This is a genomic window from Dyadobacter sp. 676 (assembly GCF_040448675.1).
Classification (GTDB): Bacteria; Bacteroidota; Bacteroidia; order Cytophagales; family Spirosomataceae; genus Dyadobacter.
In genome coordinates this window covers 4,384,824-4,403,428 of sequence record NZ_CP159289.1, presented here as the reverse complement: position 1 = coordinate 4,403,428, position 18,605 = coordinate 4,384,824, and the positions used below count along the sequence as shown (strand labels likewise).

At 50.9% G+C, this 18,605-nt stretch carries 14 protein-coding genes; 7 read left to right on the top strand and 7 right to left on the bottom strand.

Annotated elements, in window-relative coordinates; genetic code table 11:
- Positions 1–38: 38 nt before the first annotated feature.
- From ABV298_RS19760 to ABV298_RS19735, 6 genes are all read left to right on the top strand, one after another.
- Positions 39–1,076 carry an App1 family protein gene (locus ABV298_RS19760; protein ID WP_353717897.1) on the top strand — a complete coding sequence of 346 codons (1,038 nt, stop codon included), beginning with the start codon at positions 39–41 and terminating at the stop codon, positions 1,074–1,076.
- 120 nt (positions 1,077–1,196) lie between these two features.
- Positions 1,197–1,883 carry a response regulator transcription factor gene (locus ABV298_RS19755; protein WP_353717896.1) on the top strand — a complete coding sequence of 229 codons (687 nt, stop codon included), beginning with the start codon at positions 1,197–1,199 and terminating at the stop codon, positions 1,881–1,883.
- A gap of 7 nt (positions 1,884–1,890) precedes the next feature.
- On the top strand, positions 1,891–3,258 hold the full coding sequence (locus tag ABV298_RS19750) for a HAMP domain-containing sensor histidine kinase (protein ID WP_353717895.1): 1,368 nt from the start codon (positions 1,891–1,893) through the stop codon (positions 3,256–3,258).
- A gap of 92 nt (positions 3,259–3,350) precedes the next feature.
- A complete protein-coding gene (locus ABV298_RS19745) occupies positions 3,351–4,598 on the top strand; it encodes a TolC family protein (protein ID WP_353717894.1) in 1,248 nt (415 codons plus the stop codon).
- 52 nt (positions 4,599–4,650) lie between these two features.
- A complete protein-coding gene (locus ABV298_RS19740) occupies positions 4,651–5,739 on the top strand; it encodes an efflux RND transporter periplasmic adaptor subunit (protein ID WP_353717893.1) in 1,089 nt (362 codons plus the stop codon).
- Between the two features lie 160 nt (positions 5,740–5,899).
- The gene (locus ABV298_RS19735; protein ID WP_353717892.1) at positions 5,900–9,007 is read left to right on the top strand and encodes a CusA/CzcA family heavy metal efflux RND transporter; all 3,108 of its coding nucleotides are present in this window, start codon (positions 5,900–5,902) and stop codon (positions 9,005–9,007) included.
- A 54-nt stretch (positions 9,008–9,061) separates the two neighbouring features.
- On the opposite strand, the gene ABV298_RS19730 is transcribed toward ABV298_RS19735, so the two are convergent.
- The 6 genes from ABV298_RS19730 to ABV298_RS19705 all read right to left on the bottom strand — a co-directional run bounded on the left by ABV298_RS19730 (position 9,062) and on the right by ABV298_RS19705 (position 15,468).
- Entirely contained in the window at positions 9,062–9,925 is an 864-nt protein-coding gene (locus ABV298_RS19730) for a hypothetical protein (RefSeq protein WP_353717891.1), read from the bottom strand.
- Positions 9,926–10,006: 81 nt separating this feature from the next.
- Positions 10,007–11,440: an ATP-binding protein gene (locus ABV298_RS19725; RefSeq protein ID WP_353717890.1), complete on the bottom strand. Its 1,434-nt coding sequence runs from the start codon at positions 11,438–11,440 to the stop codon at positions 10,007–10,009.
- Positions 11,441–11,460: 20 nt separating this feature from the next.
- The gene (locus ABV298_RS19720) at positions 11,461–12,921 is read right to left on the bottom strand and encodes a sigma-54 dependent transcriptional regulator (RefSeq protein WP_353717889.1); all 1,461 of its coding nucleotides are present in this window, start codon (positions 12,919–12,921) and stop codon (positions 11,461–11,463) included.
- Between the two features lie 28 nt (positions 12,922–12,949).
- The gene (rpoN, locus tag ABV298_RS19715) at positions 12,950–14,392 is read right to left on the bottom strand and encodes an RNA polymerase factor sigma-54 (protein ID WP_353717888.1); all 1,443 of its coding nucleotides are present in this window, start codon (positions 14,390–14,392) and stop codon (positions 12,950–12,952) included.
- A 468-nt stretch (positions 14,393–14,860) separates the two neighbouring features.
- The gene (locus tag ABV298_RS19710; RefSeq protein WP_353717887.1) at positions 14,861–15,172 is read right to left on the bottom strand and encodes a hypothetical protein; all 312 of its coding nucleotides are present in this window, start codon (positions 15,170–15,172) and stop codon (positions 14,861–14,863) included.
- 11 nt (positions 15,173–15,183) lie between these two features.
- The gene (locus ABV298_RS19705; protein ID WP_353717886.1) at positions 15,184–15,468 is read right to left on the bottom strand and encodes a YtxH domain-containing protein; all 285 of its coding nucleotides are present in this window, start codon (positions 15,466–15,468) and stop codon (positions 15,184–15,186) included.
- A 372-nt stretch (positions 15,469–15,840) separates the two neighbouring features.
- On the opposite strand from ABV298_RS19705, the gene ABV298_RS19700 reads away from it, so the two are divergent.
- Entirely contained in the window at positions 15,841–16,218 is a 378-nt protein-coding gene (locus ABV298_RS19700) for a response regulator (RefSeq protein ID WP_353717885.1), read from the top strand.
- A 199-nt stretch (positions 16,219–16,417) separates the two neighbouring features.
- Here ABV298_RS19700 and ABV298_RS19695 read toward each other — a convergent pair whose 3' ends face one another.
- Positions 16,418–18,592 carry a tetratricopeptide repeat protein gene (locus ABV298_RS19695; RefSeq protein ID WP_353723216.1) on the bottom strand — a complete coding sequence of 725 codons (2,175 nt, stop codon included), beginning with the start codon at positions 18,590–18,592 and terminating at the stop codon, positions 16,418–16,420.
- Positions 18,593–18,605 lie beyond the last annotated feature (13 nt).

The following is an 18,605-nucleotide window of genomic DNA, read 5'->3' as shown; positions in this document are numbered from 1 at the left end:
AAATTAGGGACCTGATGTCGCAGAGGATAAAGATAGTTATGAAACGTTGTGACTTAAAACTGTACCGTGGCTACGCCAATAAAAAGGAACTCGTTGTGTTTGGCCACGTGGTTAAAAAATACCCCTCCGGCGACCGGAAGTATACCAGACGCGGCTTTCGCTATGCCAAAACCATCATCGAGCTCTTTTCCATCAAAACCATTCCCTTTTTAAAAATCACCCTGCACCTGGGCGACAAGACATTCGAAACCACTGCCGAAGCGGATGGCTATTTCCGGTTCCAGGTGCCCCTCGCCGACGAAATGCCAGGCGGATGGCACAGCTACCGCGTCACGTTAGACGACGAAATCAACGGAAAGAAATACCGAGCCGAAAGCTCCGGGGAGTTTTTCGTACCTTACAAAAGCTCGTACGGCCTTATTTCCGACATCGACGACACCTTTCTGATTTCGCATAGTCGCCGTTCTTTCAGGAAGTTATTTGTTTTACTCTCCAAAAACGTACAGGCGCGAAAGCCATTCGACGATGTGGTGAAACATTACCAGCTGCTTTCTTTTGCCAGCCGTACACATCCCCACAAGGATAGCAACATCTTCTTTTACGTTTCTAGCAGCGAATGGAACCTGTACGATATGATTGTCCGCTTCGCCGAACTCAACGGTTTGCCGAAAGCCGTTCTGAAACTCAAAAAAATCAAGTCCGGCCTCGACGATTTTGTGACGACAGGCGGTGGTTCGCATGAACATAAGTTGCGGAAAATCCACAATATCATCAATTTTTACCCCGAATTGCAGTTTATTTTACTAGGCGACGATTCACAGAAAGACCCTGAAATTTACGAGGAGATCTGCCGGACATTCCCCCAAAGCATCCGCGCGGTGTACATACGCCAGACGCGCAGGCGCACAAAGCCGCATACCACCGCATTGCTCAAAAATATCCAGGACCTGGGCATCGATACCTGCTATTTCGCGCACAGTAACAAGGCCATTATCCATTCGCTCGACCACGGCATCGTTTTCCAGACGCCTGCGGAACCCGAAGTAGGTCAAATCGTATCCAAAGCCATTTCCTGAATTATCTTGCGCCGTCGTAGACCAACCACCCGAACGCCCGCTGCATACGGATTATCTGTCGGCCGGTTTTGGCATATATCCACACTTTTGTAACTTGATCCGGTCCTTTTTAGCATACATATGAAAAAAATCCTGATCGTCGAGGACGACCGCCGCATTGCCCAGAACATCTTTCGCGGGTTGGCCGCCGAGAATTTCGAGGCGGAGATCGCCTACGACGGCATTACGGGCAAGCAAATGGCTTTGGAAAAAAAATTCGACCTCGTGTTGCTGGACGTCAACCTGCCGGGTATGAAAGGTTACGACGTTTGCCAGCAGATCAGGATCTACAAGCCATCGCTGCCGATCATTATGCTTACGGCATTCGGTGAAATCGAAGACAAAGTGGAAGGGTTGAACAGCGGGGCCGACGACTATATCGTCAAACCATTCGATTTCAGAGAGTTATTAGCTCGAATTAATGCCGCGTTACGGGTTTCGGAGCTGCTGAATCCCGAGACTTCGGACAAAATCCTGCGTATCGCCGACCTTGAAATGAACCTCGGCACGAAACAGGTTAAACGGGCGGGGAACGTGATCGATCTGACGGCCAAGGAATTTGCATTGCTGGAATACTTCATGCTGCATCGCGGGCGGGTTGTTTCCAAAATGGATCTGGCCGAGCACGTATGGCACCTCAATTTCGACCCCGGGACCAATGTAGTAGAGGTGTATATCAATTACTTACGAAAAAAAGTTGATAAAGACTTTCCTACCAAGCTCATCCACACCCGGCCGGGCATGGGTTATATCATGAAAGAGGAATAGGCGTTCTATGAAAATCAAGGACCGTATCGCCCTTCAGTTCACGCTCCTGGTAGCGGGGGTGCTGCTGGTATTTTCCATCGCCATTTACAGCGTGTCCGAGCATTACCGGCAAGAGGAATTTTACGACCGGCTGCGCGGCCGTGCCCGCACAACCTGCCGCCTGCTCGTGAAGGTCAAAGGGATCGACAAGGATTTGCTCAAAGCCATCGACCAGAATACGCTTTCCGAAATGCTCGATGAAAAGGTGCTCATTTTCGATTCGCGGAACGAGCTGATCTATTCCAGCGTGGACGACAAGCTGCTTACCTACCACACGTCGCTGCTCAACGAGGTGCGCGAGAAGGAATATATGGAGTTCCACCAGGGCGAAAACGAGGTGATCGGGCTGCTTTATCAGGAAGGTGACGACCCGCTGGTAGTACTGGCCTCGGCGTACGACACCTTCGGGCACAGCAAGCTGCAAAATTTGAAGAGTACGCTCGGCTGGGGGTTGCTGGCCGGAATCGCCGTGACCGTCGGGCTGGGGATTTACTTTGCGGGTAATGCATTGAAGCCGATCAGCCGCATCAATGCACAGGTATCCCTTATTACGGCCCAAAATTTGTCTCAAAAACTCGATGAAGGCAACCGGAAGGACGAAATAGCACAGCTCGCGATCAATTTCAACACCGTACTTTACCGGCTTAACAAAGCATTTGAACAACAGAAAAGTTTTGTCTCCCACGCTTCGCACGAACTGCGAACACCATTGGCCGCATTAAAATCGGAAATCCAGCTCGGGCAGCGCTTCAATAAGGATAACCCGGAAATAGAAGAGGTTTTTGCCAATCTGTTTTCGGACACCGAACGGCTGATCAGCATTACCAATAACCTGCTTTTTCTGGCACGCTCGTACGAAAATATGGGCAACATGAAAATGTCGCAGATCCACATCGAAGACCTCGTGTTCCTCGCCAAGGAAGAGCTGCTGTCCTCGCACCCGGAATACAATGTGACGATCGACTATGAGACCATCCCCGAAAATGAGAACGAGACCGTGATCCAGGGCAATGAAGAGCTCTTGAAAAGAGTTTTCACCAACCTCCTCGACAACGCCTGCAAATATTCGCCCGACCACAGCGCGCAGATACTCATTACTTCCGAAGACAAATTCTGCATCGTCAAGGTCCGCGACAAGGGGATCGGGATCAGCGACGAGGACCTGCCGCATATTTTCAACCCGTTTTTCAGGTCGTCCAACGCCACGGAACTTCCCGGCTTCGGCATAGGGCTTTCCATTTGCCAGCGGATTGTCGAATTGCATCAGGGTACCATTTCGGTAACCAGCGAAATCGGCAAGGGGAGCGAATTTCAGGTGCATTTGGGCCGCGCCTGACCCCGCCCCGGCTTTCTAATTTTTTTCTAAGCTTTTTTTAAGCCTGGTGTAATGCCGGTGTCGGAATATCGCATCATTCTAACACGGATATTATGCGAACCTACCTCACCGGGCTTTTTATACTACTGGCTACGGCCTTACACGCACAGGACACGCTCCGGCTCTCGATCCGCCAGGCCGACAGCCTGTTTTTACAACACAATCTCCAGATACTGGCCGAAAAGTACCAGATCGACATTGCGAAGTCGATCGAAATCCAGGACAAGCTTTGGAATAACCCCACATTCGGTGTCGAAATCAGCGCCTATAACCCTTCTCGCGGTGTGCTGGACGTGGGGAAGAACGGCCAAAAAGCATTTACTATCCAGCAACTCATCACGCGGGCGGGCAAGCGCAACAAGCAGGTGGCGCTTGACATGGAATCGACGCGCAAGACTGAGTACCAGTTCTACGACCTGATCCGTACATTGAAATTCGAGTTGCGCCAGATCTTCTTCGAATCTTACTACCTCGAACAAACCATCGCATTGTACGACAACCAGATCGCGACGCTGACGACGACTGTCAATGCATTCGACAAGGAATACAATCGCAAGAACATTTCACTGAAAGAAGTCGTGCGGTTGAAAGCCCTTCTCTTCGAACTGACGAACGAGCGCGCCAACATTCTATTCGAATTACAGGAAAACCAGCGCGACCTCCGCACATTGTTGAGCACCGGACAACCGGTCAAATCCATTGTCGACAGCACCGAGATCCAGCGTTACCGCCTCGACCGTTACAACATTGCCGCGTTGAAAGAAAAGGCATTGCAAAGCCGCGCGGATTTGAAAGTTGCGCAATCGGAGACGAAACAGGCCGAGCTCAATTATACGTTGCAAAAAGCACTCGCAAAACCCGACCTTCAGATAGGAGCCGTGTACGACCAGGCCAGTAACTATGTGAACAACTACTTTGGCGTGAACGCGTCCATCGCGCTGCCTTTCTTCAACCGCAACCAGGGTAATATCCGGGCGGCAAAAAGCAGTATCAGCTATTTCAAAACGGCCGAAAATGCGAAACAGAACGCAGTAAGCAACGAGGTCGACGCGGCCGTACAGAAAGTGGGCATCGCCGACAGGGCCTTTCAAAGCGTCGAAAACCAGTTCTCCGACCAATTCGAGCTCCTGAGCAAAGGGATTTACGACAATTTCCAGAAACAGAACATCAGCCTTCTCGAGTTCATCGATTTCATCGAGACCTACAACGAGAGTATCAAGGAATATAACCGCCTGCAAGCCGACCGCATCAAGGTATACGAGGAGCTGAATTACGTAGTCGGCGAGGAGCTATTCAATTAACCATATAACTGAACACAACTTATTCACGGCATTGCCATTAATGCGTTTCCCAATGAAAAATACACTGTATGTTGTCGTACTGGCCACCGTGGGTGTGTGGCTGACCTCCTGCGAGAAAAGGAAGGTCGAAAACGACGAGTCGAAGGCATTTATGCTTTCGGATACGATGATGAGCCGTATCAAGCTCGACACCGTCCGGACGGAACCTGTTCGTAACGAGCTTACACTGGTAGGCAAGGTCGTTCCGGACGAGAACCAGGTAATCAAGGTTTACCCGCTGGTGGGCGGTAATGTCGAGGAGGTGGATGTTGAACTTGGTGACAATGTCCGTAAAGGTCAGAAACTGGCCACGATCCGCTCCGGCGAAGTAGCCGATTTCGAACGGCAGATGATCCAGGCGCAGTCCGATTTACTCATTGCGCAAAAAAACCTCTCTTCGACCGAAGACCTGTTCGAGAGCAAGCTCGTCCCCGAACGCGACGTGATTTCCGCGCGGCAGATCGTCGACAAGGCACAAGCCGAGGTGAACCGGATCAGGGAAGTCTTTTCGATTTATGGTTTAGGAAAATCCACCAATTACACCGTGAAATCGCCTATTAACGGCTTCATTATCGACAAGAATGTCAATCGCGGCATGCAGCTGCGGTCGGACAACTCCGAAAGTCTTTTCACTGTCGGTCAGATCGCCGATGTATGGGTGATGGCGAATGTGAATGAAAGCGACATTCCGCGTGTGAAGCTGGGCATGCCCGCCGATGTGCGTACGATCAGCTTTTCCAACGAGGTTTTCAAAGGGAAGGTCGATAAAATCTACAACGTGCTCGACCCCGAGACGAAGGCGATGAAAATCCGCATCCAGTTGCAGAATGTCGGTTTCAAACTCAAACCCGAGATGCACGCCACCGTCACCCTCAACTTCGAAGAAGGCGAACAAATGCAAGCCATCCCGTCGCAGGCCGTCATTTTCGACCGGAGCAAGAACTGGGTGATGGTATACCACAGCCGCACCAAGATCGAAACACGCCCCGTGGAAGTTTACCGCTCCCTGGCGAACACCACATATGTGCGCGAAGGACTGAAACCCGGCGAGACGATCATTTCCAAAAACCAATTGCTAGTTTATGATGCGTTGAATGATTGAATTTTGAATGATTGAATGACTGAATGATTGAATAGGGCAAATTACTCACCTGCCGACGTCTTTCATTCCGTGTTGTTCAAGCATTATTTCCGCGCTCGCTATTCATTCTATCATTCCCACATTCAGTCATTCAATCATTCAGTCATTCAATCATTGACCCATGAACAAATTCATCCGAGGCATCGTGGGCTTTTCGCTCAAGAACCGGTTCTTTATATTCTTCATGACAGGCCTGCTGATCGTGTCGGGGATTGTCAGCTATCAGAACACACCGCTGGAAGCATTTCCGGACGTGACCAACACACAGATCATCATCGTGACGCAATGGAACGGGCGCAGCGCGGAGGAAATCGAACGCTTTGTGACGGTGCCTATTGAAGTGGCGATGAACTCCGTCCAGCAGAAAACCAATGTACGGAGCACGACTATGTTCGGTTTGAGCATTGTCAAAATCATATTCGACGACGGCGTGGAGGACTTCTTCGCCCGGCAACAGGTAAACAACCAGCTACGCACGGTTTCACTGCCCGATGGCGTCGAGCCCGACGTGCAGCCGCCATACGGCCCTACCGGCGAGATTTTCCGTTTCACGCTACAAAGCAAGGACCGCGATAGCCGCGAATTGCTCACACTGCACAAATGGGTGATCGACCGCCAGTTGCGCAGCGTTCCGGGCGTCACCGACGTGGTTGCGTTCGGCGGCCGCGACAAGATCTACGAAGTACAGGTCAATCCGACCAAACTTGTGAAATACAATATCACACCGCTGGAAGTATACCAGGCCGTTAGCAAAAGTAATATCAACGTCGGCGGGGATGTGATCGAGAAAAACGGACAGGCCTATGTGGTGCGCGGGATCGGGCTTTTGAATTCTATCCCCGATATTCAAAATATCATAGTTGAATACGTGAAGGACTATCCTGTGCTGGTCAGGGATGTTGCCGATGTGCGGGAGTCGGATATGCCGCGTGTGGGACAGGTGGGACTGGATGGTAACGACGACGTCGTGGAAGGGATCGTCGTACAGCGCAAGGGCGAGAACCCGAGCGAAGTGTTGGCGCGCGTGAAAGACAAGATCGAGGAGCTAAACACGAAAATTCTCCCGCCAGACGTCAAAATGGTCACATTTTACGACCGCGACAACCTGATCGATTTCTGTGCGCACACTGTGAAACATAACCTCGTGGAAGGTATCGTTCTGGTGACCGTGATCGTATTCATTTTCATGGCCGACTGGCGTACGACCGTTATCGTTTCCATTATCATACCCCTTGCGTTGCTGTTCGCGTTTATGTGTTTGCGACTGAAAGGCATGAGCGCCAACCTTCTGTCCATGGGGGCCATCGACTTCGGGATCATTATCGACGGCGCGGTAGTGATGGTAGAGGGAATATTCGTAGCGCTCGACCACCTCGCGCACCGCAACGGCATGGATCGATTCAACAAACTATCAAAACTCGGGCTTATCAAACGAACGGGTGGTGAACTGGGCAAAGCTATTTTTTTCTCGAAACTCATCATTATCACCGCATTGATCCCTATTTTCAGTTTTCAGAAGGTGGAAGGCAAAATGTTCACACCACTGGCCTACACCCTGGGCTTCGCATTGCTGGGGGCGCTGCTCTACACGCTCACGTTGGTACCGGTGCTATGCTCTATTTTGCTGAGGAAAAACGTACGGGAAAAGAGCAACCCGATCGTCCGTTTCTTTGATAATATTGTTACCAAAGGCTTCGAATGGTGCTACGCCCGCAAAAAACTGAGCGTCGTGTTCGCGACGGCGTTTTTGGGTGCCAGTCTTTTCTCCGCGAAGTTTCTCGGCACGGAGTTCCTGCCGACGCTCAATGAAGGCGCATTGTGGGTGGAAGCCAAAATGCCGATGAGCAGCTCTCTTGCTGAAACCGTTAAAATGGTGACCACGCTCCGCGCCAAGCTCAACGAGTTCCCGGAGGTGAATGGCGTACTTTCCCAAACCGGCCGTTCCAATGACGGTACCGACCCCTCGGGCTTTTATTATGTACAAATGCAGGTTAACCTGAAACCGAAGGAGGAATGGAAACGTAAAATCAGCCAGGACGACCTGATCGAGGAAATGGATAAAAAACTGAAACAGTTTCAGGGCATCAACTACAACTACTCGCAGCCCATCATCGACAACGTGGCCGAAGCCGTGGCGGGGATGAATGCCAGCAATGCAGTGAAAATTTTCGGCGACGATCTGGAAACACTTAATAACAAAGCCAACGAAGTACTCGAAGCGATCAAGAATGTGCCGGGTATCAAAGATGTGGGAATCCTGCGGAATATCGGACAGCCGGAGATCAGCGTGATCCTGCACGACCACAAAATGGCGCAGTACGGCGTCAGTATCGCCGATGCCCAGGCGGTGATCGAAATGGCGATCGGCGGCAAGACGGCGTCTATTCTTTACGAAGGCGAACGTAAATTCGATATTCGCCTGCGCTACGAAGAACAATACCGCCGCACAGTGGACGACATTCAGCAGCTGATGGTACCGACGCTCACTGGCGGTAAAATTCCCTTGAAGGAAATTTCGACTATTCGCACGGTGACGGGGCCCGCATTCGTGTACCGCGATAACAACAAGCGCTTTATCGGCGTCAAGTTCTCCGTCCGCGAGCGCGACCTGGGCAGCACAATCGCCGAAGCGCAGTCGAAGGTGAAGCCGTTGCTTTCTTCGCTGCCCAAAGGTTATTCGGTAAGCTGGTCGGGAGAGTTCGAGAACCAGGTCCGGGCGACGGCGCGGCTGGGGCAGGTGGTGCCAATCAGCCTGATCGGGATATTCATTTTGCTGTTCATCATGTTCAGCAATGCGAAAGATGCGGGTTTGGTGCTCATCAACGTCCCGTTCGCGCTCATCGGCGGTATCCTCGCGCTGCACGTTACGCATATGAACTTCGGTATTTCGGCAGGCGTAGGGTTTATAGCCCTCTTCGGTCTCTGCGTTCAGAACGGGGTGATATTGATTTCAGTATTTAACAAAAACCTGGCAGCGAGAATGACGCTCGATGAGGCGATCCGGGAAGGTGTCAAATCGCGCATACGGCCGGTAATCATGACGGCGTTGATGGCGGCGATCGGTTTGCTACCCGCAGCTGTGTCGACCGGCATCGGTTCGGAAACCCAGAAACCGCTGGCGATTGTGGTGATCGGCGGGCTGATAACCGCAACCGTTCTCACGCTGCTGATATTCCCCATCATTTACGGCTTCTTTAACCGGAAAATTAAAGTTTCGAAGTACGCCTGATGAAGTGGACCGTCAGTTGAGCGGCGGCCCCGTCCGCTCATCTGACAGTTCACTTCATATTTTACCGCTACTGCGGTGCAGATCGGAAAAATCATAACCAATATGGAACACATATCGCAGCGAAACGCCGAAGGTCCAGCCGGAGCCGTCGCCTTCGATCCTCGCCCGTTCGGTTTCCACGCCATTCACCTTGTATATCAAATTGGTAGTAAGTGAATGACCCATACCCCATTGTTTCCGGGCATAAAGCGACATATCGATCGATTTCGCGACTTTAATCACATACTCGGCGGAAGCCTCCACAAGCCGTGTCATAGACCGGGCAATGCGTGTATCGCTCGACATAAACAGGGTATCCACACCCTGCCTTCTGCCCCTTTCGCGATAACCGGAAAATTCCATATAATCCCTGGCCCGTCCAGAGTTGGGAACGATTCCCGCGCCCGCACCGATCCAGAATGCCGACTTCCGGACATACGGTTTTCCAAAGAGCAAACGCATCTTACCGCGCATGATCAGGCTGTTCTTGTCGTTCTCCATCTGGTATCTCAGCGGATTATCGCCATAGATCACCAGTACATTATGAATTGCCGAGCGGTCATATTCGAGCTCGACATTCCAATGTTCCCTTAAAACCCACCCTGCCGTAACACCCCAGGCAGAAACCGTGGGGGACTCGGTTCCGATCAGTTGGTCAAAATCATTGTCGATGGTGTTCCGGTCATTTCTCACAAAACCGTTCACTCCCACGTACCACCGGTTGCGGACCCTGACTTCGCCGAACTTTTTCAGCAGCGATTCGGTGTTATACGGTTTTTCACCGATGGGCTTCGTGTAAATCTTCCGGTAGTAATCGGCATCCTGCGCCCTGGTGGAAAGGAATAGGAAGAGGAAGATTATAGTAAAAATAAGTCTCATGGAATGCACCGATTTTTTCTCTCCTTACGCGTGCCATGACGCGATCGTTGCATTAAAAAATCGTGAAACCGGCCGCCCAGCCTATTGTTTGGCCGTATGGAAGCTGATCGTAAAGGTAGTCCCGACGCCCAGTTGCGATTGTACCTCGATCCGTCCGTGATGTGCGTGGATAATGCTCATGGTGGTCGACAACCCGATACCCATTCCGTTGTTTTTCCCAGTAAAATATGGTTCGAATATCTTGTCCATGTGCTCCTCGCTGATCCCCGATCCGTTATCCGTAAACAAAACCTGGATCTGATCGCCCACGCTGCGGGTGGTTATCCGTAATACTCCCTTATCCTCTTCCATTGCCTCGATCGCATTGGTGATCAGGTTCAGGAAAGCCATTTGCAATGACACGCGGTCGAGCGGTAAAGCGAGCTCTTCATCGGCGAACTCATTCACTATCTGGATTCTTTTGAGCTGCACTCGGTCGAGCGCCGCGCTGATGGCCTGGGTAAGCACAGAGTGCACCGAACTTTCCACCAGTTCGATGTCTTCCGAACTCGATGGCTGCAACAACTGGGTAATGAGGTCGTTGATGCGCGTACAATTGCGCTTGATGATCTGCGTGTAAAATTTCTGGTCCTCGTCGGTCAGCTCCATTTCCAGCTGTTCGGCCGAAAGGTTCACGTTGGTGAGCGGGTTGCGCACCTCATGCGCGAGCATGCGTACGAGACGCCCGGTAACCGCCATTTTTTCGGAAAACAACCGTTCCTTTTCCGACTGCTTTCGTGCCGTCATGTCGTGCAATCGCCCCTGGATATACGGATGCTCGTCGTCCACTTCGACCGTGGCCGAAAACAGGCAGTACTTTTTATCGCCGTCCTTTGTGAGCAGGCGTACTTCGTGATCGTGAATCGGCTGATCGGCAATGTCCTTCCAGAGCGTCGCGAACAGAGGCGCTTCTACCAGTTGGGTCAGGTTCTTATCTTTCAACTCCTCGCCGGAATAACCGGTCAGGACAGTGGCTGCGTCGTTGAAGTCGATGATATTTCCTTCGGGATCACTAATGAACAGGAAATCGTTGGACTCCTCGAAAATCCGGCGGTACCTCCTTTCGCTATGGCGCAACGCTTTCAAAACGGAGGTGCGTTCCAATGCGTAGCGGATGCTTCTTTCGAGTTTTTCCGCGTCGAGCTCGCTTTTGATGAGGTAATCCGCTGCGCCCAGGCGCAATGCCTCCACGGCGATCTTGGTATCGCCCTTGCCAGTGAGCAGGATGATCGGCTCTTCGCATTCAAAACTGCACGCAAGCTCGATCAAATCGATACCCGTGCTTTCGCCGAGCAGGTAGTCGAACAGATAGAGATCGTATTTGTGGTTTCTGATCTGCGTTTCAGCGTCTTTGAAAGTCGCGCACCAGGTGATATCGAATTTCCAGTTGACGAGGTCCTGAAAATACTCACGGGTCAGGAAATAATCGTCCTCGTCGTCGTCCACCAACAAAACCCGGATCAGTTTGTTATTCATTCCGCGTTAGCCTTTCGATATCAGATATCGAATTGTTTCATTTTATTGTAAAGCGTCTTGCGGTCGATGTTGAGCAAACGGGCGGCCTTGCTTTTATTGAAATTCACATCCCGCAGCACCTGCATGATCATGTCGTATTCGGCTTCGTTGGCCACGGTTTTCAGGCTGGGTTTTGTTTCTTCCCCATCGGCGTTCTCCGACAGCAGCGAAGCCACCGGGCTCGCCGCCGGTACAGGCTCATCATCCAGGTCTTTCAGGCGCCTGTAATTGACGATCTCGAACGGCAACGCCTTTTCCTCGATCAGATCGCCGTCCGACAGAAGCGTAGCCCTTTTGATCACATTTTTCAGCTCGCGAAGGTTACCCGGCCACGAGTAGTTCAGAAAGTCGTTTTTGACTTCTTCCGAAAACCCTTTTACATTTTTGCCGAGCTCTGCATTGGTAGTTTCCAGGAAGGCGCTGGCGAAGAGCATGAGATCGTCCTTACGGTTCCGCAATGCCGGTACTTCGATGGTAAATTCATTGAAGCGGTAGTAGAGATCTTCTCTGAATTTGCCGTTCTTCGCCGAATCGAGCAGCCGTTCGTTGCTCGCTACGATGATCCGCACATCCAGATCGATTTCCTTCGAGCCGCCGATCCGGCGCATTTTACGTTCCTGTACTACGCGAAGCAATGCAACCTGTATCTCGTAGGAAAGGTTGGAAACCTCGTCGAGAAACAGCGTACCGCCATTCGCCAGTTCGAAATGGCCTATCTTGGTTTGTAATGCACCTGTAAACGAGCCTTTTTCGTGTCCGAAAAGCTCGCTGCCCGCGAGTTCCTTTGAAATAGCACCGCAGTCCATTGCCACGAAAGGCATATCTCTCCGTTTCGAGCGGTTATGGATTTCCTGTGCGATAGCCTCCTTTCCCGAGCCGCTTTCGCCGTATATGATCACGCTGAAATTGGTGGGGGCCACGAGGTCTACCTGCCGGAAAAGGTTATCCGAAACCTCGCTGTTGCCCATAATGTACCCCGCTTTCGTGCGCGACTGGTTCTTGCGCGCGGGTTTCACCGCTTCCGAAACGCCATCGGACATGGCCGGCGCCACGTACTGCTGCTCTTCGTTCTGGGCAGCTTCCGCATCGGCGATGGCTTTCTTTACCGTCACAAGAATTTCGTCCGGGAAAAGCGGTTTGGTAATGTAATCGTAAGCGCCCAGCTTCATCACATTTACTGCCACCTTGATGTCCGAATAACCGGTTATGATCAGTACGGGAACGTTCGGTCTTTTGGATTTAATGGCCATGAGGAGCTCCGTTCCGGTGATGTCCCCCAGCCTGAAATCGGTCATAACGAGGTCCGGCGAGATGGATTCTATCAGTGCGAGGCCGTCCTTACCATTCTGGGCTGTTTCTACTATAAAATCGTTCTTTGATAAAAAACGCTTCAAAAGGAAGCAAATATCCGCTTCATCATCAACAACAACTATTTTTTTCATGCCGGGTGTAAGGGCTTAACTTGGTTTTTTAAATAGTAACTCTCAACCTCGCGGTAGGTATATTCAATTGTTCGCGGTACTTGGCTACCGTGCGTCTCGCAACGGAATAGCCTTTTTCGGCGAGCATATCTGTAATCTGCTGGTCGTTATACGGATGGCGCTTATCCTCTTCGCTTACGATTTCACGGATCGCCTCCTGTATTTCACGGTTTGAAACTTCGGTTCCGTCCTCGTTCGTGACACCTTCCGTAAAGAGGTCTTTCAATAGTACGATGCCGAAGGGCGTCTGCACGTATTTGTTCGTGGTAACCCTCGATACCGTGGAAATATCCATGTCGATGATTTCGGCCACGTCTTTCAGGATCATCGGACGGAGCTTTTTGATGTCGCCGGTCTGGAAATAGTCGTATTGCAGCTTCACGATCGCCTTCAAGGTATTCAGCATCGTATTTTCACGCTGCTTAATGGCGTCGATAAACCACTTGGCCGAGTTCATTTTGTTTTTCAGGAACTGGTTCGTGGCCTTGTCGTTTTTCTGCTCGGCCATCTGGGTAAACACCTTGTTCAGTTTCAGGGCCGGACTGTTCCCCCAGGTGAGCTGCACTTCTATTTCGCCATCCTCGGTGTACCAGAGCATGAAATCGGGTTTGATGCTTTCGTTGATCACCGTGTCATTCCGCAAACCGGAAGCCGGCTTCGGATTCAGTGTGGTAATGAGCTGGATGGCCTTCTTAAGCGACTCTTCGTCCAGGCCGGTGATCCGCATGATCTTGTCATAATTGCGTGACCCGAGCTCGTCGAAAGCGTCGGAAACAATCTTGTAAGCCCATTTCCAGGTGTCGTTCTGGTTCTCCATGCGATTGAGCTGAATAAGCAGGCACTCCCTCAAATCGCTGGCCGCAATACCCGGCGGATCGAGCTGTTGAATGATTTTCAGCATTGTGTTCACTTCGTCGGTATCGATAAACATGCTGTTCGCAAATGATATATCGTCCGCAATCACATCGCTTTCCCGGCGCAGGAACCCGTCCTCGTCGAGCGAGTCAAGGATAAAGTCGGCGATCAGTTGCTGACGTTCATCCAGTTGCAGAAAGTGTACCTGCTGTTTCAGATCATCCCTGAACGAGATGGCTTCCACCATCGGCCGGGTGTATAATTCATTGTCCGCCGACTGGTTGTTTGCATAAGTTTTATAGTCCGGAATATCGTCGTCCCGGAACTCGTCCCAGTCGTAATAATCCTGTACGGTGTTATCGTCGCTGCCCGACGGCAAGTCGGCATCATCAAACTCTTCGGGCGCTTCTTCCGACGTACTCTCCTCTTTCCCTTCTTCCAGTATGGGGTTTTCTTCCAGTTCTTCCTTAATCCTTTGTTCAAGCTCCATTGTAGTCAGGTGCAGTAAATTCAGCATCTGAATTTGCAAGGGAGAGTATTTTAAAGTCTGTCTCTGCGTCTGCGTCTGTCTTTGCATATAGCAACTAAGGGTAAAATTTAAATTCTCTTGGTGCTTTAAATTTACGACTCTTTATCCAATCTTGACTTAACCAGGAGGGCTGTTACGGAAGATTGCGTAGTTATTTCCACATACTGAGTATTATAATTCAGAATGTAGAGCGAATCCCCATATCAAAATGCCCCGCCGCCCGGCGGTTCGGCTTTTATAACATTGGCCCGTCCCGCGCTTTCCAGGTCGGGATAAGCAGGCCGCCTCCGGCATTTGTCGTCGCCTCGCCGGCCACATCTGATTGAAAATCAAAAGATGTCGTTATTTCCAGTGGGTTTGGCGCTGGTGTTTTCACCCTTAGCAATACAACCATAAAGCACGCGCCGAAGTATCAGGGTTATCGAAAACATACTATACGAAATGCAAAAGCCTTGCCTACCCGTAAACGGCAAAACCCTCCGCTCGGGAGGGTTTCAATGCGGGCATATGCCGAGATCAGGCAGGTCGCAGGGGCTTGTCTTCGGTCGCGTTCCTGACCCAGTACAAACCTTTCAACAGCAACTCGCGGCCTTCTTCGACCCCGTGCTTCATAATAACTTTCTCAATCAGCAGCGGGGCCAGTAAGTTAAACGGTGCGGGGAGTCGCCTGAGCGCCGTCCTGCCCAGCAATGCGCCGAGCCCGATCTCCATGCCGCGGCCCGCGGCACCTTCCGGCCCGGCAGCCATCAGGTCTTTGAAATAACCAACCGTTCCGGAAACGGTATCCTTTATTTTCTGCGACTTCGATTGATCGACTGTTGGTCCCATAACGCTATATGTCAAAGGTTTCCTACCTGTTCACGGGCGGAGTCGACATAAGTCTCGGCTTTATCCGCTACGTCGCTGGCGTATGCTTTACCCTCCGCTTTCAATTCGCCGGCCGCATCCGCCGCTTTCGCTTTGCTTTTTTCCAATGCGGTTATCAGGTCGTTCGCGAGGCTGTTCGTTTTCTTTTTTAGTTTTCTGATAGTCTTCTTGCTGTCTTCCGGCGCAACGATCAGTCCGATTACTACTCCCGCCACCGCTGCGGTCACTATTCCCAAGATGATTTTGTTCGCAGACATAGCTTACTGGTTTTAAATGGATATTTGGTTTTCATCCAAAACTCCGAAAATCCTGTACCACCGCACGTCCCGCAATATACTTCAAAACATATTGCATTGATAAACAACATATTACTGTCAAAAAATTATCAAACCAAATACCAGACTCCGTGTTCCGCTGTAAAATTTACACCCAAAACGGTGTAAAAAAGTTACAATAAACGCCTATCCGGCCGTCCTGTTGAAAGCCGCCCGGGGATACTTCAATGCCATTTTATGGCAGGATTATTGCCTTGCAGGATGGTAAGGTTAGTTTATGATCCAAACGCTGTTTTAACGGCGCCGGACAACACCTCCACTACTGATGGCTGAAATTACTACTCACACAGCGCTATGAAAATTGTTATTATTGAAGATGAAAGAGATTTGGGAGTGTTGATGCGCAATTTTCTGATAAGGCAACTAAATATTAAAACACCCGATGGATCGATCCGGGTGGTAGCTTCACTGACGGAGGGATTGGATTGTGTAAGAGATATGCGTCCCGATTGGATATTCATAGACAATAACTTACCTGACGGAAAGGGTGTGCAGGCAATTCGTCAGCTACGCGAAGCACACCCGGACAAACGTGCCAAAGTGGTGATGATGAGCGCCATGACGAACCTGAAAGAAGAAGCATTCCGAAACGGTGCAGATTATTTCCTCGACAAGCCGATCAGCTTCGTGGAAGTCAAGAATATCTTCACAAAACCCGCAAGTGACGTCTGAGCAGCCGTTTCGCGCATTGCTTCGAAATAGTGGAAAAACTTACATCAATTGGGGATAACACCTGATCGATCGTAGAAAATTTTGCTCAAAGCGAGCCATTCCGTGAGTTTAACGACGGTTAACTTCTAGAAGAGCACCGGACATTTCGTTCCCGACCGTCCCCTTCTGCCGGGCATCTTTACTTTTTGACTACGGTACCTCACACGCTTTTTCTTTTTGCCCTCCACCTTTTTTTCTCGTATGGCATCAGTTTGAAATCGTATTCGGGAATAAAGTAGTCTTCTTTGTATTCCGTAACCGGCAGCGGCATATAATGACGGCCCGGGAAAGTCAGGACGTCGTACTCGTAATCGTAAAGATAGATCGTCACGAAACCGTCGCGGCTGTACTTGATGCCGATATCGGAAAACGGGCTGTTTTCGTCGGCAGAGGCTACGAGGCGCATCATTTCCTTCTGTTTGCCTTTCATCAGCACAGCCATGTTGTATTGAAATACCCGGTGCAGGGAATCGATCTGAATCGCAATGCCGAGGTAGTATTTCGCATCCTTGAAACGCTCCTGGCCTGCATACATGACGGCGGTATTGTTCAGCGCGCTCTTGTCCTGATAGCTCTGGTAGCTCAGCTTCGCGTCGTCATAGCGCTCCATGTACCGGTACACATTGCCCTGGTTTACATTATAGAACTTCCGGCCAGGCGCAGCTGCCATAGCAAGTTTAAAATCCTCGTAAGCGCCATCATACCGTGCATTCGCCTCGTTTACCTGGTGCTTCTGGTCATGCCGGTTGCCGATGTAAGCCTGTACGATCCCGTGGTTATTATGCAGGAATGGCAGCTCGGGTTTTTCACGTACGAGGCTGTCAAAAAGCGCCATCGACTTGTCGAGCTGATCGTTTTCAAGCAGCGCAATCCCCCAGCCATTCTGCGCATTCACATTCGAGGGGTTCAATGAAACTGCCTTTTTGAATACCTGATAGCCTTTTTTGTACATATCGAAATGCAACAGCAGGTTTCCATAGTTGCTCCACATGAGGTCGTAGCCCTGCTCATATTGCAGCGCTTTCGCCAGGTATTGCCCCGCTTCCGAATACCGCTTCTGATCGATCATAATGCTGCTCAAACCAGCCAGGGCTTCGTAACGGGCCGGATCGAGCCGGATGGCCTTCTGGAAATCTTCCTGTGCCTGTGCGGTCTGTTTCAGGTAGTATTCCGAAAACGCTTTGGTTACGAACAGATCGGCGAAGAACTTGTTATCCTCATTCAATGCCTTCTCGCCTTTCTTGAAATCCTGCAGCGCCAGATCGTATTTCTTTTGACCGTAGTAGGCCACCGCACGTCCCAGATAGGCCGGCAAATAGGTCGAATCCTTCCTGATAACCCGGTCGAACAGCGTAAATGCCGTCTGATATTCGTGTTTTGAGAGATGGGTATTCGCAATACCCGATTGCAGTCCGGGTGTCTCGCGCTTCAAAGTGGAAGCCAGCTTGTAGTAGCGCTGCGCTTCGCTGATTTGTTGCAGGCCGTAACACGAATGCGCCATGCCCAGGTAAGCGTCCCCCCGGAAAGTACGGTCGTCGGTTTCGAGGTATTTTTCAAAAACTGCTTTCGCCATTCCGAACTGGTTCAGGGAAAGCAGCGCGTTCGCATAGCGTATCTGCGCCTTCGGATGCGTGCGTGCGACTTTCTCAAAATCCTTCACGGCCCGTTTTTCATTGCCGGTGCGCATGAGGATGTCGCCCCTTTGCAAGCGGTAGGCCATTTCGTCGCGCTGGCGGATCGCACTCGTAATCGCGTCGACAGCGTCTTCCATTCGCCCGCTGTATTTGTGTACCATTCCCACATTGAAACTCCACTTTCCGCCGGTATTTTTAGCCGTGTTGTCGTTCGCGAAGCTGGCCGCCTCCTGGTATTTCTTCTGTTTTCCGAGCACTACCAGCGTATTCAGCGTTGCTTCCGCGTGCCCCGGCGACCGGGCGAAATCGTTCCGCGCCGCATCCAATTTACCCGACAACATAGCAAACAGGCCCCGGTTATAGAGCAATTGCTGATCCGATTCCCCGAGGTCCAGCTCTTCCATGATGTGCAATGCTTTCTGGTAGTTGCCCGTTAGCGCCAGGATCACCGCTTCGTTGTTCATTCGCCGGGCGGAATCGGAGGGCTGGAATGCTTCCTTGTGGTACGCGGCATAAGCCGCCTGCAGGTTCCTTACCCCGCGCTGGTATTCTTCGCCGCGAAGTAATGCAGGATTATTTTCCTCAAATGATCTGTTGAAAATAGGTAGAAGTTCTTTTACAAATCGCTGGCACTCACTAAAATCCTGAGCTGAGACCTGCCGCGGCGCTAACACCGTCAACATCAGCAACATACCTGTCATCACAAGTAAGCAG